This window comes from Aliiroseovarius sp. B-4 (assembly GCF_056857795.1).
This window is the reverse complement of the sequence record NZ_JBSXNV010000030.1, coordinates 126,562-145,521: the sequence shown is the minus strand read 5'-3', so window position 1 is coordinate 145,521 and position 18,960 is coordinate 126,562. Positions and strand designations below refer to the sequence as shown.

Annotated in this window: 15 protein-coding genes and 1 pseudogene; 4 read left to right on the top strand and 12 right to left on the bottom strand. The window is 58.6% G+C overall.

Annotated elements, in window-relative coordinates; genetic code table 11:
• Positions 1-141: 141 nt before the first annotated feature.
• Positions 142-966 (bottom strand): annotated as a pseudogene (locus tag AC13C8_RS04960) (peptide ABC transporter substrate-binding protein); the annotation flags it as partial.
• A gap of 390 nt (positions 967-1,356) precedes the next feature.
• On the opposite strand from AC13C8_RS04960, the gene deoC reads away from it, so the two are divergent.
• Together deoC and AC13C8_RS04950 are read left to right on the top strand one after the other, a co-directional pair.
• On the top strand, positions 1,357-2,319 hold the full coding sequence (deoC, locus tag AC13C8_RS04955; protein ID WP_482846563.1) for a deoxyribose-phosphate aldolase: 963 nt from the start codon (positions 1,357-1,359) through the stop codon (positions 2,317-2,319).
• Positions 2,320-2,329: 10 nt separating this feature from the next.
• Positions 2,330-4,681 carry an aldehyde dehydrogenase family protein gene (locus AC13C8_RS04950; RefSeq protein WP_482846559.1) on the top strand — a complete coding sequence of 784 codons (2,352 nt, stop codon included), beginning with the start codon at positions 2,330-2,332 and terminating at the stop codon, positions 4,679-4,681.
• A gap of 60 nt (positions 4,682-4,741) precedes the next feature.
• Here AC13C8_RS04950 and AC13C8_RS04945 read toward each other — a convergent pair whose 3' ends face one another.
• The 7 genes from AC13C8_RS04945 to AC13C8_RS04915 form a co-directional block, all read right to left on the bottom strand.
• Positions 4,742-5,419: a DUF1523 family protein gene (locus tag AC13C8_RS04945; RefSeq protein WP_091428339.1), complete on the bottom strand. Its 678-nt coding sequence runs from the start codon at positions 5,417-5,419 to the stop codon at positions 4,742-4,744.
• 8 nt (positions 5,420-5,427) lie between these two features.
• Complete coding sequence (locus AC13C8_RS04940) at positions 5,428-5,694, bottom strand: hypothetical protein (protein ID WP_091428337.1); 267 nt, start codon at positions 5,692-5,694, stop codon at positions 5,428-5,430.
• 2 nt (positions 5,695-5,696) lie between these two features.
• Complete coding sequence (locus AC13C8_RS04935; RefSeq protein WP_482846558.1) at positions 5,697-7,058, bottom strand: DUF6638 family protein; 1,362 nt, start codon at positions 7,056-7,058, stop codon at positions 5,697-5,699.
• Positions 7,055-7,573, bottom strand: coding sequence for a hypothetical protein (locus AC13C8_RS04930; RefSeq protein WP_482846556.1), 519 nt, complete (start codon positions 7,571-7,573; stop codon positions 7,055-7,057). Before AC13C8_RS04930 ends, AC13C8_RS04935 begins: the two co-directional genes overlap by 4 nt.
• Positions 7,574-9,508: an AAA family ATPase gene (locus tag AC13C8_RS04925; protein ID WP_482846555.1), complete on the bottom strand. Its 1,935-nt coding sequence runs from the start codon at positions 9,506-9,508 to the stop codon at positions 7,574-7,576.
• Between the two features lie 14 nt (positions 9,509-9,522).
• Positions 9,523-10,692 carry a hypothetical protein gene (locus AC13C8_RS04920; protein WP_482846554.1) on the bottom strand — a complete coding sequence of 390 codons (1,170 nt, stop codon included), beginning with the start codon at positions 10,690-10,692 and terminating at the stop codon, positions 9,523-9,525.
• 341 nt (positions 10,693-11,033) lie between these two features.
• The gene (locus tag AC13C8_RS04915) at positions 11,034-12,110 is read right to left on the bottom strand and encodes a coiled-coil domain-containing protein (protein WP_091428328.1); all 1,077 of its coding nucleotides are present in this window, start codon (positions 12,108-12,110) and stop codon (positions 11,034-11,036) included.
• Between the two features lie 200 nt (positions 12,111-12,310).
• Between AC13C8_RS04915 and AC13C8_RS04910 the strand changes: the two genes are divergently transcribed.
• Positions 12,311-13,591: an acetylornithine deacetylase/succinyl-diaminopimelate desuccinylase family protein gene (locus AC13C8_RS04910; protein WP_482846553.1), complete on the top strand. Its 1,281-nt coding sequence runs from the start codon at positions 12,311-12,313 to the stop codon at positions 13,589-13,591.
• A 224-nt stretch (positions 13,592-13,815) separates the two neighbouring features.
• Here the strand turns inward: AC13C8_RS04910 and panC are convergent, their stop codons facing one another.
• Positions 13,816-14,652 carry a pantoate--beta-alanine ligase gene (panC, locus tag AC13C8_RS04905; protein ID WP_482846552.1) on the bottom strand — a complete coding sequence of 279 codons (837 nt, stop codon included), beginning with the start codon at positions 14,650-14,652 and terminating at the stop codon, positions 13,816-13,818.
• The gene (gene panB, locus AC13C8_RS04900; RefSeq protein ID WP_482846551.1) at positions 14,649-15,476 is read right to left on the bottom strand and encodes a 3-methyl-2-oxobutanoate hydroxymethyltransferase; all 828 of its coding nucleotides are present in this window, start codon (positions 15,474-15,476) and stop codon (positions 14,649-14,651) included. Before panB ends, panC begins: the two co-directional genes overlap by 4 nt.
• 155 nt (positions 15,477-15,631) lie before the next feature.
• Here panB and AC13C8_RS04895 point away from each other — a divergent pair, with 155 nt between their 5' ends.
• The gene (locus AC13C8_RS04895) at positions 15,632-17,101 is read left to right on the top strand and encodes an ABC transporter substrate-binding protein (protein ID WP_091428321.1); all 1,470 of its coding nucleotides are present in this window, start codon (positions 15,632-15,634) and stop codon (positions 17,099-17,101) included.
• 47 nt (positions 17,102-17,148) lie between these two features.
• On the opposite strand, the gene AC13C8_RS04890 is transcribed toward AC13C8_RS04895, so the two are convergent.
• The gene (locus AC13C8_RS04890; RefSeq protein WP_091428319.1) at positions 17,149-18,057 is read right to left on the bottom strand and encodes a DMT family transporter; all 909 of its coding nucleotides are present in this window, start codon (positions 18,055-18,057) and stop codon (positions 17,149-17,151) included.
• Between the two features lie 92 nt (positions 18,058-18,149).
• The gene (locus AC13C8_RS04885) at positions 18,150-18,890 is read right to left on the bottom strand and encodes a YebC/PmpR family DNA-binding transcriptional regulator (RefSeq protein WP_091428318.1); all 741 of its coding nucleotides are present in this window, start codon (positions 18,888-18,890) and stop codon (positions 18,150-18,152) included.
• Positions 18,891-18,960 lie beyond the last annotated feature (70 nt).

The following is an 18,960-nucleotide window of genomic DNA, read 5'->3' as shown; positions in this document are numbered from 1 at the left end:
TGTTCTTTACCAATTTATCTGCAGACGCTTTGCTGCTTCCGGATTTCTTGTTCATCTTCACTCCATGAAGGTTACGATGAACCAGAAATCCTCCGTTGTTCAACTCCTCAAATCTGTCCCAAAAGCGCTGACGTCAGACAGATATTGGCCTGCGGGGACCTCGGTCTTGTCAACTTCGCCGGCATCGTAACGGGTCAACGCGATATTTTCATCATTGATAACCAGTGCAACAACCGTATCAAGGATCGTGTTGTCGTTATCCCAATACATTGGGTTACGTTCGCGCGTAACTTTCACACCGGGCACGTAATCGGTCAGGACATAGGCACCGTTGCCAACAAGATTGCCGGGTTTGGTCCATTCGTTGCCATGAGCCTCCAGCACGCTCTGATTGACCGGAAAGGTCGATGCGTGTGTCAGCATACCGGGGAAATAGGGGCGCGGCGCGTCGATCTTGACCTCAAGGGTCTTGTCATCAAGGGCCGTCACACCCAGCGTGTCAGGTGCCATTTCACCGGCGACGATCTTGGTGGCATTTTCAACGCCCATCAGTTCCATGTACCACGCATATTCTGATGCGGTGGCCGGATCTGCCAGACGGCGCCAAGCATAGACGAAATCACCGGCGGTAACAGGGTCGCCATTCGACCACTTGGCATCGCGCAGCTTGAACGTATAGGTCAGACCATCTTCCGACACTTCCCAGCTTTCCGCTGCACCGGGGACCGAGTTACCTTGCGGGTCCGAGTTCACGAGACCTTCGAACAGATCGCGCAGAATGTGCGAGCCTTCAACGTCCGTGTTGATTTGCGGGTCGAACGACTTCACGTCATCGAGCATGCGATAGGTATAGGTCTGGTTGTCCGCCAGCGCCTCGCCCGTGACCGGGTGGGTGCCCGCAGCCAAGGCTGGGCTTGCAATCGCAAATGCCGAGCACAAAAGGGCCGCTTTGATTGAAATGTTCATGAAGGTTCTCCCTTATCAGTTTTTTGTGGGATGATGCTTTGAACGGAACTCAATCGTTCCGCGAGAGACTCAGCCCTCCGGCAATCACCGATAAAGCATCCTAAGCGCAACTTGTCAGGAGAAACAACTCCTTGCAAGATTGTCGTTTTTCAGCATGTCGAGAGATCAAATCGCCGCGCCGCCCCCTGCAAAACCGTGAATATGGCGGCAGGTTTCGTCAATACGGCGGAGAATCGTCAGGCCACGTCTTCCCCCACCGAAATATTGCCAATCCTGAACACCCGTGCGAACCTTGGGCAAACACAACCCACTGGACAAATCCGAGGGAAATCCGTGCAAAGTGAACAGAGATCAGCCCGCACCTCGCAAAGGGATCGGGACACGACACAGTTGCCCCAAGTGACCCATTCCCGCAATCCGGGTATGGACCTTGACATGAACTGGGTGCGCGCCGCTCAGGCCAACACTTCGGCGATTGAACGTCGATGTGCGACCCTTCCGGGGCGGCGCAGCGTCAAAAAGGAACATCAGGCTGCGTGGCTGCTGAAAGCGATCACAATGATCGACCTGACCACTCTGTCAGGTGATGACACTGCGGGGCGTGTGCGTCGCCTGTGCGCCAAGGCCGCCCACCCGGTGCGATCCGAAATCTTGTCGTCGCTGGGCGTTGACGAAATCACCACCGGCGCGGTCTGTGTTTATCATGACATGATCGCACCTGCGGTCGAGACGCTTGATCATATGGGCGTCACCCTGCCGGTCGCAGCAGTTTCAACGGGGTTTCCCGCGGGCCTCAGCCCCTATCACCTGCGCGTCGAAGAAATTCGCGAAAGCGTGCGCGTCGGGGCGTCCGAGATCGACATCGTCATTTCGCGCCGCCACGTCCTGACCGGCAACTGGCAGGCGCTGTATGACGAAATGCGTGACTTCCGCGAGGCATGCGGCGCGGCGCATGTAAAAGCCATCCTCGCGACCGGAGAGTTGGGCAGCTTGCGCAATGTTGCGCGGGCTTCGTTGGTTTGCATGATGGCGGGCGCAGATTTCATCAAGACCTCCACCGGCAAGGAAAGCGTGAACGCGACGCTTCCCGTCAGTCTGGTGATGATCCGCGCGATCCGCGATTATTACGAGGCGACGGGCTACCGCGTTGGTTACAAGCCCGCAGGTGGCATCTCGAAAGCCAAGGACGCGATCACCTATCTGGCGCTGATCAAGGAAGAACTGGGCGACGATTGGCTAACACCCGACCTGTTCCGCTTCGGTGCCAGCTCGCTTCTTGGCGATATCGAGCGTCAGCTGGAACACCACGTGACCGGACATTACTCGGCCACCTACCGCCACCCGATGGGCTGAGGAGTTAGACATGACTGTGAAAGAAATCTTCGACACGATGGAATACGGCCCCGCCCCGGAAAGCGCCCGGGAAGCGCTGGCGTGGATTGCCGAGCGCGACCGACAGTTCGGCCTTTATGTCGGTGGTAAGATGACTGCGCCCGGAGATCTTTTCGACAGCAGGAACCCCGCGACCGGCGAGCTTTTGGCGCAGGTCACGCAGGCCACATCCGACGATGTGGACGCTGCTGTGTCGGCCGCGCGCAAGGCGCAGCGCAAATGGGCCGCACTGTCGGGCCATGAGAGGGCAAAATACCTCTATGCGCTCGCGCGACTGGTGCAAAAGCACTCGCGGCTGTTTGCGGTGCTGGAAACGCTGGATAATGGTAAACCCATCCGCGAAAGCCGCGATATCGACATCCCGCTGGTCGCGCGGCATTTCTATTACCACGCAGGCATGGCGCAATTGCAAGACGCCGAATTGCCCGACCGCGAGGCTTTGGGCGTCTGCGGCCAGATCATCCCGTGGAACTTCCCGCTGCTGATGCTGTCATGGAAAATCGCACCGGCGATTGCGATGGGCAACACCGTGGTTCTGAAACCCGCCGAATACACATCGCTGACCGCGCTTCTGTTTGCGCAAATCTGCGACGAAGCCGGACTGCCCAAAGGCGTCGTCAACATCGTCACCGGCGATGGCCGCGTGGGCGAAGCGATTGTGACGCATGAGGATATCGACAAGATCGCCTTCACCGGCTCGACCGAAGTGGGCCGGGTGATCCGGCGCGAAACGGCGGGATCCGGCAAGTCGCTGACGTTGGAATTGGGAGGCAAGTCGCCCTATATCGTGTTTGACGACGCCGATCTGGATTCAGCCGTAGAAGGGCTGGTCGACGCCATCTGGTTCAATCAGGGGCAGGTCTGCTGCGCTGGCTCGCGCCTGATCGTGCAGGAAGGTATCGCCGACCGGTTCTATGCCAAGTTGCGTGCGCGGATGGACAAGCTGCGGATGGGCGACCCGCTGGACAAATCCATCGACGTGGGGGCCGTGGTCGACCCGGTGCAGCACAAGCGCATCACCGAGTTGGTCGATGCCGGCGCTGGCGACGGCGAGCTTTACCAAGCCCCCTGCCCGATCCCCACGCCGGGATGTTTCTATCCGCCCACACTGATCACCGGGCTGTCGTCGGCCTCAATGCTGATGCAAGAAGAAATCTTTGGGCCCGTGCTGGTCGCCACTACCTTCCGCACCCCAACCGAGGCGGTCGAGATTGCCAACAACACCCGTTACGGACTGGCCGCCACAGTGTGGAGCGAGAATGTGAACCTGACCCTCGATATTGCGCCAAAGCTGGCGGCGGGCGTGGTTTGGGTGAACGGAACCAACATGTTCGACGCAGCCGCCGGTTTTGGTGGCGTGCGCGAAAGCGGCTTTGGGCGTGAAGGCGGATGGGAAGGGCTTCACGCCTATACCAAGCCGCGGGGCAAGTCGCAACCCTTGAAACCCATCGCTGCCTTCCCCGCCCCGAAAGAAGCAACGGTCGGCGCGCTGGATCGCACTGCCAAGTTCTATATCGGCGGCAAGCAGGCACGTCCCGACGGCGGCTATTCGAAAGCGGTCTGGTCGAAACAGGGCGCGCTGCTGGGACATGTCGGGATCGCTAATCGCAAAGACATTCGCAACGCGGTCGAGGCCGCACACACGGCGGCAGGTTGGTCCAAGACCACCGGACATCTGCGCGCACAGATCCTTTATTACATCGGCGAGAACCTCTCGGCTCGCGCGGACGAATTCGCTGCCCGGATCGACGCCATGATGGGTGGCCGCAACGGGTCGAAAGAGGTTGAAGCCGCCGTCAGTCGTCTGTTCACCTATGCCGCATGGGCGGATAAATATGATGGGGCTGCGAAGCCCATCCCCATGCGCGGCGTGGCACTGGCGATGAACGAGCCGGTCGGCGTGATCGGCGGCTTCTGCCCGGACGACGCCCCCCTTCTTGGCCTCGTCTCGCTGATGGCCCCGGCCATCGCCATGGGCAACCGCGTGGTGCTGGCCGCAAGCGAGCCGTTTCCGCTGGCCGCGACCGATTTCTATCAGGTGCTTGACACCTCAGACGTTCCCGCAGGCGTGGTGAATATCGTTACAGGTAGCCATGCAGAGCTTGCCTCACCCCTCGCGGGCCACCTTGGTGTGGACGCTGTTTGGGCGCAGTCAGGGTCAGACGTTTCTGCCCTTGTCGAAATAGAAAGCGCGGGCAACCTGAAACGCACATGGGTCAACAACGCCCAGGCGCGGGACTGGTTCGGGGCAGCAGGCGAAGGCCGTGAATTTCTGGCCCAGGCGACCGAGGTGAAGACCATTTGGGTGCCCTACGGCGAATAACCTGATCTGGAAAGAAAAGCGCCGCGTCGGACCCTCCACGCGGCACTTTTCTAGTGTTCGTCACTTCTTACGCCAGGATCCCAACCAGCGCGAAAACCGACCCCGTGTCTCGTCTGCGCGGGCGTCAACGGCGTCCCACGCCTCGCCCGCATCCTCCAACACCGGATCGATCGAGCGTTCGCGGAACTGCCGCCACAACGCACGGATGAACCCGATGATGACAGCCAGCACAACGAAGAACATGATGTTGAACCAAGGAATAATGGTCACATCCGGGCCTGCCACCGGGCGGATGGCAACCGCATTCGGAAACGCCGAAATCAGCTCATTGCGCCAACCATAATGGGTTAGCACCGCCCATTTGGGGTTTTCCGGCGTAGATCGCAGATCGTCCACTTCGGTCTGCAAGCTCGCGGTGTCAAACTTGAAATAGAACGGCCAACCCCAGCCCGTGTCTTCGTTGCGATAAACCATGACCTCTTCCGCATCGCGGCGCACGAAACCCAGAAGGTAGGTTTTCTTTTTCACCGTCTGAACAAACTGAACATCGCGGTTGATCAGGTTTGCAGATTGATCATCTGGTTTCGACCAGAATATCCGCGTCCAGTCCCCAAGATCCTGGCGTTCCTGATAGGTGTTCACGACGCGCACCACGTCGTGTTGTGGCAGGACATAGTGCAGCACGCCGAACAGGATCAGGAAAATCAGACTGCGGATGATAAGACGAATGCGGCGCATGGGGGACCTCAGTTGATTAAAATGACAGACATCAGCACAAAAAGCGCGGGGATGACATAGACAAGCAGGATCAGCTTGGGCCGGAAACTTTTCTTGTAGTCCTCCATCCCTTCGCGCAACCACGCCTCGCGGTCGGTTTCATCGCCATCGGGATGTTCTTCGGCCCACTGGTCTTCCAGCTTTTCCAGCCGGATCGAACGGGAATATAGGCTGACCAGCACATAGACGATGCTAAGCCCGATAAACCCAAATATGACAAGTCGCACCAATCCCATCGTTACCTCCTGTTCACGGCGCCCCACGGACCGACGATCTCGATCATATCTTCTTGCGTCCGTCCGCGCGTGATGCGCGGCATTTTCATCGGGTCTTTGCGCCCGCCGAACAACGCCTCGCGCGCACCGGCCTTATTTGCCATATAATCACGATGCAGGAATTCTGCCACAAACTCACGCTTTTCGTCGGGCCATGTGGCATAGGCGGCATAGAAAAGCTCTTTGTGGCAGATAAACAGCTGCCGGAAATCCATCGGCGCCAGTTCGGACAGCAGCCGGTTGATCAGATCGCGGTCGGGATGATCGGGGCGCGCGCGCAGGGTATAGAAATAGGCCGGGTGGCGGCTGTCGATCCGCGGCCATTGCCCCCCCGCTTCAGCCCAGCGCACCATGGCGGCCAACCCGCGAAACGCGTCGGGCAGTCGTGCGCCCATCCGCTGCGCCACATGGCGCAAAGTGCGCGAGGACATGTCGCCCAGATCGAGGCCCGCGCTGGTGGCGGCATCGACCAGAATAAATTCCATCTTCTGGCGCAGGATTGCCGCCCCGCCGTCGCCACGTTCCTGAACGACAGGTTCGACAAGGTCGTTGCGGCTGAGGAACCCCGCCAGACGGTTTGCGTCGGTCGTGTCCAGAACCTTGCCGGGCGGCGGCACGGCCAACCGCGTCTTGTCGCCCGACACGATCACGGCGGGATTTTCCACATCGCGGAAAATGTAAAGCCCGCCGAAATGCGCCGTCCAGAAATTGCCCTGCTCGTATTCCTGCACGCCCAGATCGACCGGAACGCGCGTCACGTCCCCGGTTTCGCGGGCCAGATCAATCATTTCGGCGATCAGATCATCGTCATACCACGCGTTCGGCGCGGTCTGGAAATGGTCGATCTTCTCGGCCAACTCGCGCGCGTTCTTGACGTGGCTTTGGGTCGTGTCGGCCTCGATCACGATCTTGCGGATATCAAACAGCCGCGCGGGGTCGGACACGTCATAGACCGAGTTCATCAACTCGCCCGCCACCGCGTCATGGGCGGTCAGCGCGAACAGCTTCGCCTCGTTGTCCGCAATGAACTGCCGCAAAATCCCGCGCGAGGTCGAGAACATGGCGTTCAGCAGCGGCGCGGTCTTCTGGTCCACCGTCAGAATGATGAACTGCCGGTTGCAGCCATTTGGGTTGAGGTAGAGCGGGTCTTTGAATTCCTCACCGATCTCGGGCGAAAAACCAGAGACGTCGATATGAAATTCTTTGAGCTTAGTTTGCTTGCCCGCTAGCCCCTTGAGCGCACGGTTATACCGCTCGATCAGCGCCGGGCTGTCGACCCGGATCAGATTGCCAAACATAAGGCCGCGTTGGATGAGGCGTTTCATTGAAGAACCTTCTTATGCAACTCGTCGAACGCGCACCGAAGCCACCCGATTTCTTTTCTGATTTCGCGATGGGAAATCAACTCACCATATGGAAACCTCTCCTCTTCGATAAGGTAGCTGGACGATAAGACTTCTACAGCTTCACCTTCCAATCCGGAAACGCTTTTCATGTCTCCTAATCCAATGGCTACCTTTCCCGAGAATTGCCCCCTTAACTCACCGAGTTCATTCACATTATCGCCAATCAAGAGCTTAATCTTCAACACTGTAGCATCTACCATCAGCTCTAGTCGCAACAGATCTTTTTCAAGCTTCATTAGTTTGGCTCGATCAACATGGAATTGTGGCATTCGCTCGCGTTCGGTCAACTGATCCTCAACCAAAATGTCATTTGCGCTCAATGCCAAAACTTCAAGCTTTGCAAGCCTGTCCATGGCCTCCGCAAAGTAGCTATGCACATGACCAAGCATCCAGTCGTCACGATTGGGTTTCGGCTTTAGTTTACGGAAAATCACTCACTTCCCCTCCAAATACCGCTTCTTCGCCTCTTCCTGACGACCGAAATCGCGGACCATTGCCTCGATGGCGACCTCGTCGGATTTGTCGGCATAGCGGAACTCTGAATCGGCGTAGCGGTTGACCTCTTGGATCACCATGTCGGTGGTGATGGGCACGCGCAGGTCGGCGATCATGTCTTTCTTGGTGTCATAGTCTTTGACCAAGAACAGCTCGGGGTTCTCCATCCATTCGTCGGGCAGCTCAAAATCCATCGCGCGGACTTTCACCGCGTCGGTGATGTTCTTGATCGAGCGGCCCGTGAAGCGCTCGTCGGCCTCCTGAATGGCTTTCAGATAGGTGCCCATTTTGGCGATGTTGTCCAACTCGCCGATCTTGTCGTGCACGCGATCGAAGACGGCCAACAGACCGTCCTCCTGCGGCTTGTTATGCGCCGCGAAACTGCGCGCCACCGCGGATTTGATCTCTTGCGCGGCGTAAAGGTCGTGGTCGCCCAGCGGGATGTCGTGGTTCTTGCCCATGAGCAGATGCAGGATGTCGATATAGTCCTCGCGCGTCCGTGGCCCATCGACCAGGAACCGCGCTCCGGCGCGTTGGCGCAGGGCGTCGTCCACATTCTCGGGGTAGTTCGAGAACATGCCAAAGGTGCAATTGCCGCGCACCACCGTATTGGCGCCCGAGAAGCTTTCCATCAGAACCGCCGTGACCTCTTGCTGGCCCGCGCTGGACTGACGATCCCCCCGCTTGCCCGCGATCTGGTCGATGTCATCCACCGTGCCAAAGCCGATCACATTGGGGTCGAGCACGTTGTTGATAAACGCCTTGGCGTTCTGGCCCGACTTGCCCTGATAGCTGTCGATATTGTCGATGCCGAAATTCTGGTAGCGGAAGGGATAGCCCGCCACAGCGCAATAATCATTGACCAGCCCGGCCATCATCTGGATCAGTGTCGTTTTCCCGGTGCCGGGCTTTCCGTCACCCATGAAGGTGAAGATGAAGCCGCCGAGTTCGGCAAACGGGTTCAGTTTGCGGTCGAAATCATAAGCCATCAGCATCTTGGCCAGTTTCATCGCCTGATATTTCGCGATGTGGTTGCCGACGACTTCGTTGGGTTTCTTGAACGTCATCGTGATCTTGGACCCGCGATACGCGCGGGCGGGGGTGAAGCCGGAAATCGTCAGGTCGTCCGCCTCGACCCGGTAATTGGCGGACGTGAAGGGGCCAAGATGCGACGCGGTCTGGGCGCGCAGGGCGACCTGCTCCATCAGTTGTTCGACGAAGGCCAAGACGGTCGCGACCAGCTTGTCCTCGGACGTGACAAAGGTGGCAAGTTCCTGATCCAGCTCCCACAACGCGCCCTTCAGCGCAAGCGGCGCATTGTCGGTCAGGATTTCCTCGACCGCGCCGACTTCAATCGACGCCTCGCTTGCGTGATCGGCCAACAGGAACGAGGTCGCATTGGCGAACACATGCAAGACGATCAGCGCCTCGGCGGTCAGAAGTTCCGAGAATGCGGTTTTCTTGTCGGCGCCCAAGCGCCCTTCCAGATTGGCGCGACGCAGGGCGGCCAGTTCGGTTTGATCGGCGAACCCCTCGCCCACCGCCAATGCAACCGCAATCGCGCGACGCAGCCCATGCAGCACGGTCGCCTGAAGCGGAGAAATCAACGGGTCATCTCCGTCTGCGCTTTCAATTCGGTCCGCCAAATGCACCCCTTCGGGCCGTGCCGTCGAACGCGTCACAAGCCCCGGTGTCGTGGCGCGAAACCGACGCGGGCGGGCAATTCCCGGGCTGCGTTCAGGCGCGGGCGCGGCTTGCTTGGGTTTGGCAATCCTTGGCGTGTGGTCAAACCCGTTAAGATGCCCGGCAGCCGCCGTGTAATGTGCACGGATTTCTTCCTCGCGAAGCTCCATCAAATCAGCGGGTAAAGACATCAAGCACTCCTAAATCAACGGTAACTCAGCACCCGGCCACCGGGGCTGACAACAAATTTACGCACGTCGTGGAACCCGGCGGGGTTCTTTTCGGCCAGCACCTGAAAGGGCCGCGCGGGCATGATAATGGCGCGTTCCATTCGGGTGGCCCCGATGTTCGAGCCGGAACCTGCAAACGGGTCCAGCGCAAAAATCTCGCGTTCCACCGTGCCGAACCAGCCGGATTTCTCTTCCTTGACGCTTTGGCTTTTCAGTTCCTCGACCGTCCATGCCAAGGCCCAGTCTTCGCCGGGCGGGCTTTTCGCCTCGGCCAAGACCTCGCGCAGCGGGCCGGTCTGCTGGGTAAATGTATGGCTATACATCGGCCCCACATGGAACCGGCGCAGGCGCTTTGGGTGCAGATCATCGAAGTCCTTGTCGAACCCGGTCGCGATGGTCACGAGCTTCAGCCCCGCCATGCTTTGCGCCATCAGATGCGACTGCACCCGCGGCCAGCGGCGTTCATCTTTGGGCAGGGCTGTGCGGCCCGTATCCTCAAGCTCCATCAGATATATGGTGGGCAGGTTGACGTCGCTGTCATAGACCGCCCAGTGGGCCAGATAGACGCGACGCACATCACGCCCTTCGCCTTTGTTCCTTCGCCAAATCACGTCCGGGTGCATCTGTGGCCAGAACAAATCGCCCTTCGCAAGCTCTTCATAGTAAAGCCGCTGGGACAGCGAATATTGCAAATCCTTCGGCACGGTCAGGTCGCCCACAATCTGGCTGACCATCTGGCTTTTCAGATCCTCGACCGACGCCATGCCTTTCAGATGTGTTCCCGCCTGTGCCGCGTCCGACGCCATCTGGAGCAGTTCGGCATGAACCGGAAACCCGCTATCGCGCCGATCAAACGTCAGCGTCGCAGCGCCAAGCCCATAGGCCTTGTCGGACATATGATACTTGTTCGCCAGCGCCTTGAAGCTAAGGCCTAGTTTGATGAGGTAGCGCGCCAACACGTCCACCTCATCACGGGTGAGCTTGCCTTCAACCTCCATCTGCCCAGCGACACGGGCCAGATGCGCCGTGATCTTCTCGAACTTCGAGAAATAGCGCCGCGTGATCTGCGTATCCGTCAGTTCGGCATGGTCGCGGGGGGCGAAACCGGCTGAGGTGCGTTCAGAGGTTTTGATGTCGTTCGTCATAGCTTCCAATCAAACCGAGAAGGGCGGCGCCTGACCCTGGGTGGGTGCGAAGCGCCCTCCCGTGGGGCGGGTCGGGCGCTGCCCGGTCTAACGACCGGGCAACACGTTAATACAACAGTTCAGCCTCCGCATTGCTTCGCTCACTCATCCGAACTGGCTTTCTCCTGTTTTGAACCCAATAATAGTGTGGCAGAACCCAAAACAGTGATCATTGTAATTATGCCAATGCCCAACGCCGTCCGAGGAGAATAGACCTAGTAAACAACCAAGAGGAGGGAAGCTAAGGACGCTTTCGCCGTAAGCTGCCTCCAAGACTTGGCGCGTTCAAAAAGATACACAGATCACTGCCCATACAGATTCTTGTCATGCTTCTCGACAATCTCGGCAAAGCGGCGGGCAAAGCGCTCATCTGCCTTGGCCTTGGCCTCCAGCACGTCGCGGGCAAAGACCATCTGGTCCTCGTGGGCTTCCATCATGTCCGCCATCCGCTGGTTCGTCGCGGTCCCAATCGCGGCCATCGCGGCTTGGGCTTCCTTATCGGTCTCGACGCCGATCTCGTTGATGCGGTGGGCCACGTCCTGCTGCTGCGCAGTCTTCAATGACTTGGTCAGCGCATCATACAGCACCACGCGCTGTTTGGTGTCGGTTTGCAGCTTGTTGATCAGCACCATCTGCGTCGCCGCCTGGTTTTGCAACGAGTCGACCCAGGTCTTGCCCTTCTCGATATACCGCTCCAACGTCTGCGACTTGGCCAGCTTCACCTGCTCGTCCTGCACCATGGCGTTGTATTGGCTGTTCAGATCGGCCAGCTCAGTCTCAAGCTGCGTGCGCTTGGCGGCGTCCTGTTCGTTGGCGATTTTGCCCTCAAGCTCGATAATCCTGGGGTCCATCGCCAGAATGTCGGCGCGCAGAGCTTCCAGCTCTCCCACGGTCATTTCGCGTTCATCCAACGTGGCTGTCAGATTGGCGCCCACCTTTTCTTTCTGCTCATTGAGCATCGCCAACTGGCCTTCCAGCAGGTTCACGATGCTGTCCGACTGCGCGATCAACTCTTGCAACTTGTCGTCGATCGACGCGGTGCGCATCCGTTCCTGCCGCATGCTTTCCGACTTCCCCTTCGAGAATATCCCGACAAAGGACTCCCACCCGGTTTTCGACCGCATCTGATCGAAATCCTGCGAAAAGCCCGAAGTCACATCGTCCAGCCCCATGATCAGCTCGGCGATATTCGCGTTCATCGCTTCGGTGTGGGAATGCACATCCTCAAGCGTCGCATTCTCGATATCGATCGAGATATCTTCGCCAGCCGCCGCCTTGGCCCGCGCGGTTTCAATCCGCGAAGTCAGTTCGGAAATCTTGGACTGCGCTTCCTGAACCTGCGCCTGGCTTTCGCGAATCTGCTTGTCAAAACTGGACATGTGCCCTCCTTGGCTCCACCAAATCCCAAAAAGACCATGCGGCTTTGCGGGATAAAGTTAATCACTATAACATTACAATTAGGCCGAGTTTAGCGCGATTTAAAGACCCGCAACAGCGTTTTCGCTCGCGTTTTGGGTGAAATTGGCAGGTGGCGCCGACCCCCATTGCCTGCGCGGCGCAAGCTGCATAAGTTTCGCATATGGCTCACCAAAAAGATCCCCTGCTCGCTGAAATTGCCCGTCGCCGCGACGATCTGATCACCCTGACACAAGACCTGATCCGCATCCCGACCCTGAACCCGCCTGGACGCGACTATCGCGCAATCTGCATCTATCTCGCGGAACGTATGGGCCAGCAGGGATGGCAAGTTGACCTGATCCGCGCCGAAGGCACTCCGGGCGACAGCGATGTATATCCCCGGTGGAACGTCATCGCGCGGCATGAGGGCGCAGATGCAGGCGACTGCGTTCATTTCAACAGCCACCATGACGTGGTCGAGGTCGGACACGGCTGGACCAAAGAACCGTTTGGAGGTGAGTTGGTGGATGGCCGCATCTATGGGCGCGGCGCATGTGACATGAAAGGCGGGCTGGCGGCCTCAATCATCGCCGCCGAAGCCTTCGTCGCGCTTTTCCCTGATCACAAAGGTGCGGTCGAAATCAGTGCCACGGCAGACGAAGAAAGCGGCGGCTACGGCGGCGTCGCTTATCTGGCAGAGAAGGGATATTTCGATCCGGACCGTGTGCAACATGTGATCATCCCGGAACCACTGAACAAAGACCGGATCTGTCTTGGTCATCGCGGCGTCTGGTGGGCCGAGATCGAAACCAAAGGGCGCATCGCCCATGGATCAATGCCCTTTTTTGGCGACAGCGCCATCCGACACATGGGTGCGGTGCTGGAAGAAATAGAGACCTACCTTTACCCGCTTCTTGCCACCAAACACACCGACATGCCCGTCGTCCCGGAAGGCGCAAAGCAATCCACGCTAAACATCAATTCGATCCACGGCGGAGAGTCCGAACAGGCCACCGACTACACTGGGCTGCCCGCCCCCTGTGTGGCCGACCGCTGCCGCATCGTCATCGACCGCCGATTCCTGATGGAAGAAGATATTGCCGAGGTAAAAGCCGAAGTCACGCAGATGCTCGAAACCATCCGCTCCGAGCGCCCCAGTTTCGATTACGAAATCCGCGATATGCACGAGGTCATCCCGACAATGACCGATAAGGACGCACCGGTGGTCACAACTACCGCCGCAGCGATCGAAAAAGTGCTGGGTCAGCAGCCCATCTACGTGGTGTCACCCGGCACCTATGACCAAAAACATATCGACCGGATTGGTAAGCTGAAAAACTGCATCGCATACGGCCCCGGCATCCTCGACCTCGCCCATCAGCCCGACGAATGGGTTGGCGTGGACGACATGACCGACAGCGCAGGCGTGATGGCACTCGTGCTGAAGGAGTTGATCGGATGACCCTCCCACCTGATTGCGCGTCTTCAGTCGGGGAAGGCGCACTTTGCTCATTCGATAGATTCCATGCCTCCGGCGGGGATATTTCTGGCCAGAAGACGCAGCGATTTGTTTCTTCTGGCTGAAAATATCCTGGGGTGAATGCGCGAAGCGCAGAGGGGCAAAGCCCTTGAGGCTCACAACGTGAGCCACCGGCATCGCGAAGCCGCAGGCGCAGCGCCTCGTAGTCAGATCGGAATATTATCAATCAACCTGACATCGCCAAGCATCGCCGCGACAAGCAGGCGTGCCGGACGATCAAGGTTGGATACACTGGTCAGGTGCGCCGCATCGCGCAGTTCCAGATACTCGACCGCATCGAAGCCTGCGCGCTTGATCTGCGCCTTCGCACTGTCCAGAACGACGCGTATGTCAGCACCGCGCCGGATTGCACGCGCCGCCCGGTCCAATTCGGCCTTCAAGACGGGTGCGATCGCGCGCTCGGACGGCGACATACGCACGTTGCGCGATGACATGGCCAACCCATCCTCTTCACGGATGGTCTCGCACCCCAACACGTCGGTTTCAATGTCCAGATCTTCGGACAAGCGACGCACCAGCAACAATTGCTGGTAGTCCTTCTCTCCGAAACACGCTACATCAGCGCGTGTCTGAAGAAAGAGCTTTGCTACCACAGTCGCTACACCGTCGAAGTGACCAGGGCGGTGCGCACCTTCCAGATCCTCGGTCAGACCTGAGATATGGACATTGGTGGCAAAGCCATTGGGATATATCTGATCCGGGGTGGGAACATAGAGCGCATCGACACGAAACGGGGCGAGCCGGCTCGCGTCTTCATCCTCTGTGCGCGGATATTTGTCCAGATCATCCGGGTTATTGAACTGCTTCGGGTTCACGAAGATCGTAACGATCACGCGGTCGGCGTGCTGTTTCGCGATCTCTACCAACGACAAATGACCCGCATGCAGGGCGCCCATGGTTGGCACCACGGCCACGCGTTCACCCTTGAATATCCAACTGCGACGCAGGGTGCGCAAATCGTCCTTGTTGCGAATGATCTTCATTTCGTTGTGACCTCATCGGCGAACACATGCTCGGGCGCTGGGAAGCTGCGATTCCGCACGTCTTTGGCATACTGCGCGATCGCGACCTCGCCGTCCCTGCCCAGCGTCGCATATCGTTTGGCAAATTTAGGCTTGAACGCCGTGAACAAGCCCAGCATGTCGTCCACAACTAGGATTTGACCGTCGCAGCCAGCGGACGCCCCGATGCCAATGGTGGGGATGGAAAGTGTCTCGGTGATCTCATCTGACAGGCTTTCAGGCACTTTCTCAAGCACGACCGAGAACGCACCTGCCGCTTCCACGGCCTTCGCGTCCGCAACCACCCGCGCGCGGTCTTCACCGCGCCCCTGCACCTTATAGCCACCCAACGTGTTGATGGCCTGCGGGGTCAGCCCCACATGTGCCATCACCGGGATGGACCGGCTGGTCAAAAACCGGATCGTGTCTGCCATTGCCACGCCACCTTCCAGCTTCACGGCCGCCGCGCCGGTGACGCGCATCAGGCGCGCGGCGTTGCGAAAGGCCAGTTCCGGGCTTTCTTCATAGGATCCGAACGGCATGTCTACGACCATCATGGCCCGCGTCAATCCGCGTTTCACGGCAGCGCCGTGCAGTTCCATCATCTCCATCGTGACGCCAAGCGTGTCGGGTAGGCCATGCACGACCATACCTACGCTGTCGCCCACCAGAACAATGTCGCAATATGCGTCCATCATCTGCGCTGTCGGGGTTGCATAGGCCGTCAAACAGACCAGGGGTGTGCCGCCTTTTCGGGCACGAATATCCGACGGAGTCGGCGCGTTGATCTTTGCTGAAGCGCTCATGGTTTCTCCTCCCCTGATCCTCTTCGCAACGACACTATAATGCTGCATCGCAGAATTTCAAAGGGGAGTTGCCGCAGCGTCTCTCCCCTTGCACTGACACAGATTCGCGCGTTTCATGATGCCAGTCCCGTGTCTTGGGCTAAGGAGGACCGACCATGACCAACCTGAAACTCACCACCGCCGCGTGGGCCATGATGGCCACAACCGCGCTGGCCGGAAGCGACTCGATCACGCTTGGCATGGTGCTTGAACCGCCCAACCTAGACCCGACTGCCGGGGCGGCTGCGGCGATTGACGAAGTGGTTTATGCCAACATCTTCGAAGGTCTGACCCGGTTTGGTCCCGACGGTTCTGTCCAACCCGGTCTTGCCAGCGAATGGTCGGTCAGCGAAAATGGCTTGACCTATACGTTCAAGCTGCGTGATGGCGTGACGTTCCACGACGGCACAACAATGGATGCCGAAGACGTCATCTTCTCTCTGGATCGTGCCCGCGCCGAAGAGTCTACAAACGCCCAAAAGGCCCTGTTTGCGGATATCGAAGCTGTCACCGCCCCCGATCCCCTGACGGTCGAGGTCAAACTGTCCGCCCCCAACGGTAATTTCCCGTTCAACATGGCGTGGGGCGATGCTGTCATTGTGGCACCTGAAAGCATTGACAACGCCGCCACGGCACCTGTGGGCACAGGCCCATTCACCTTTGTCGAATGGGCCAAAGGCGATCATGTATCTGTCGCGCGCAACGATGCCTATTGGGGCGATGCGCCCGCGCTGGCGACCGCTACGTTCAAATTCATCTCGGACCCAAACGCCGCTTTCGCGGCAATGATGGCCGAAGATGTGGATGCCTTCCCGAACTTTCCGGCCACTGAAACACTGTCGCAATTCGAGGCTGACCCCCGGTTCAATGTCATCGTTGGCTCGACCGAGGGCGAAACGATCCTGTCGATGAACAATAAGTCCGGCCCTCTGGCCGATGTGCGCGTGCGCAAGGCAATCGCCCACGCCATCAACAGGCAAGACATTATCGACGGCGCGATGTTTGGTTACGGCACCCCTATCGGCAGCCATTTTGCCCCACACCACCCGGATTACGTCGACCTGACCGGCCAATCGTCCTATGACCCCGAGCTGTCCAAGACGCTTCTGGCCGAAGCCGGGGCCGAGGGTCTGACCCTGCGTCTGATGTTGCCGCCGCCATCCTATGCGCGGCGCGGGGGTGAGATTATTGCCGCCCAACTTCGTGCGGTCGGGATCAACACAGAGATATCCAACCTTGAATGGGCGCAATGGATCGAACAGGTGTTCAAAGGCAAGGATTTCGACCTCACCATCGTCAGCCACACTGAACCTGCCGATATCAACATCTATGCGCGGCCTGACTACTATTTCCAGTATGACAATGCGGACTTCCAGGCGCTGATTGAGAAACTGTCGGTGACGTCGGACCCCGCCATGCGGTCAGGGTTGAACAAAGAAGCGCAGCAGATGATCGCGGATGACTACGTGAATGGGTTTTTGTTCCAACTGGCCAAAACCGGTGTTGCCAACGCGAAGATAAACGGGCTTTGGGAAAACGCCCCCACGCAGGCCAATGACCTGACCGGCGTTAGCTGGTCAGACTAACGGTTGATTGGAGCATGGAAAGGGGGAGCCAGTCATGGCGCCCTTTTTCATGACTTCGCTGCATTGGGGTTGGGCGTCACACGCCGGTTCAACATCGCCTCGCGCCACGTGATATAGCTGACGGCGGCGATGATGACGCCAGCACCCGAAACCACCCAGATATCCAAGGGTTCGGAAAACAGCCAAGCCCCCATCGCTGTGGCCCAGATGATTTGCAGGAAGGTCACGGGCTGCGTCACGGAAACAGGTGCTTCGGCAAAGGCGCGCGACATGGCATAGTGTCCGGCGGTTGCGCAAAACGCGATCAGGACCAACCATGCCAGTTGATTGGCGTTTGGCGGCACCCAGACCAACCAGGCGGCAGGCGCCAGCCCGATCGTTACCGTGATCGACATGATTGCCACCACCACGGCGGCCGATGCCTCTTGCGACAGGCGTTTGGCGATCAAGTAAGACACACCAAGAAAGATGGCGGTAAACACCATGGCCAGATGACCTGCGCCCAGTTCGCGCACACCGGGACGCAAAATGATCAGCACCCCGAGAAAGGCAAACACGACGGCGATCATCCGACGGGTCGAGAATCCTTCGCCGAGCAATAGCGCCGCGCCCAACATCACATAGATCGGGTTGAGGTAGTTCATCGCCACAACCTCGGCCACCGTGATCTGGGTCATGGCGTAGAACCAGCACAGCACCGCACCGGTGTGCACAAGCCCGCGCAGGGCAAAGAGCCGCCACATGGTCTTCGAGAACCGCGCGCGTTTCAACTGACCCAGAGCAGGCAGCACGAAGGCAAGCCCAAACAGATAGCGCAAAAATGCCGCTTGTGAAGACGGCAGCGTCTGCCCGACATACTTTACCAACCCGTTCAAAAGAACGAAGAACACCCCAGCCGCCAGCATCCAAAGAATGCCGTGCATGGGTCTTTGCGCGGTAACGGTCAGTTCTGCCATTCCGCGACCTGACCCGAGTTTCCCCTGAAAGACAATAGACCCCGACACGGTGTTCCGGGCCGGGGTCGTGTCGTCAGGCATTTCGAGCCGTGTCAGAGCTGGGCCAGAACCTCGTCCGTAGCCTCGAAATTGGTGGTGACGCGCTGCACATCGTCGTCATCCTCCAACGCGTCCACCAGCTTCATCAGCTTTTGCATGCCTTCAAGATCCAGTTCAGTGGTCATGTTCGGCTGCCAGATCAGCTTGGTCGATTCGCTTTCGCCCAGCGCGGCTTCCAGCGCGTTTGAAACCTCGTTCAGATCGGTATCAGCGCACACGATGCGATGTCCGTCTTCGGTGGTTTCGCAATCTTCGGCCCCAGCTTCAATCGCCGCTTCCATCACGGTGTCTGCATCGCCCACATCCAACGGATAGGTGACTTCGCCCTTGCGGTCGAACATGAACCCGACCGACCCGGTTTCCCCAAGATTGCCGCCGTTTTTCGAGAATGTCGAGCGCACGGTCGACGCGGTCCGGTTCCTGTTGTCGGTCATGGTTTCGACAATGACCGCCACGCCGTTCGGGCCATAGCCTTCATACCGGATTTCATCATAGTTTTCGGCGTCTCCGCCTTGGGATTTCTTGATTGCGCGGTCGATCACGTCTTTCGGCACCGACTGCGATTTCGCTTCTTTCACCGCCAAACGCAGGCGCGGGTTCTTTTCAGGATCCGGGTCGCCCATCTTGGCGGCCACGGTGATTTCTTTGGCAAGTTTTGAAAACAGCTTCGAGCGCGCGGCGTCCTGACGCCCCTTGCGATGCTGAATGTTTGCCCATTTTGAGTGGCCAGCCATGGCGTCCTCCGAATTAAGTCAGGTATGGATATGTTGCGCGGTTCATTACAGCAGGGGTCGGGGGGGGCCG

Coding starts and splice junctions, on each gene's coding strand:
- AC13C8_RS04950 (WP_482846559.1), top strand. CDS start 2,330: ATGACTGTGAAAGAAATCTTCGACACGATGGAATACGGCCCCGCCCCG.
- AC13C8_RS04945 (WP_091428339.1), bottom strand. CDS start 5,419: ATGCGCCGCATTCGTCTTATCATCCGCAGTCTGATTTTCCTGATCCTG.
- AC13C8_RS04940 (WP_091428337.1), bottom strand. CDS start 5,694: ATGGGATTGGTGCGACTTGTCATATTTGGGTTTATCGGGCTTAGCATC.
- AC13C8_RS04935 (WP_482846558.1), bottom strand. CDS start 7,058: ATGAAACGCCTCATCCAACGCGGCCTTATGTTTGGCAATCTGATCCGG.
- AC13C8_RS04925 (WP_482846555.1), bottom strand. CDS start 9,508: ATGTCTTTACCCGCTGATTTGATGGAGCTTCGCGAGGAAGAAATCCGT.
- AC13C8_RS04920 (WP_482846554.1), bottom strand. CDS start 10,692: ATGACGAACGACATCAAAACCTCTGAACGCACCTCAGCCGGTTTCGCC.
- AC13C8_RS04915 (WP_091428328.1), bottom strand. CDS start 12,110: ATGTCCAGTTTTGACAAGCAGATTCGCGAAAGCCAGGCGCAGGTTCAG.
- AC13C8_RS04910 (WP_482846553.1), top strand. CDS start 12,311: ATGGCTCACCAAAAAGATCCCCTGCTCGCTGAAATTGCCCGTCGCCGC.
- panC (WP_482846552.1), bottom strand. CDS start 14,652: ATGAAGATCATTCGCAACAAGGACGATTTGCGCACCCTGCGTCGCAGT.
- panB (WP_482846551.1), bottom strand. CDS start 15,476: ATGAGCGCTTCAGCAAAGATCAACGCGCCGACTCCGTCGGATATTCGT.
- AC13C8_RS04895 (WP_091428321.1), top strand. CDS start 15,632: ATGACCAACCTGAAACTCACCACCGCCGCGTGGGCCATGATGGCCACA.
- AC13C8_RS04890 (WP_091428319.1), bottom strand. CDS start 18,057: ATGGCAGAACTGACCGTTACCGCGCAAAGACCCATGCACGGCATTCTT.
- AC13C8_RS04885 (WP_091428318.1), bottom strand. CDS start 18,890: ATGGCTGGCCACTCAAAATGGGCAAACATTCAGCATCGCAAGGGGCGT.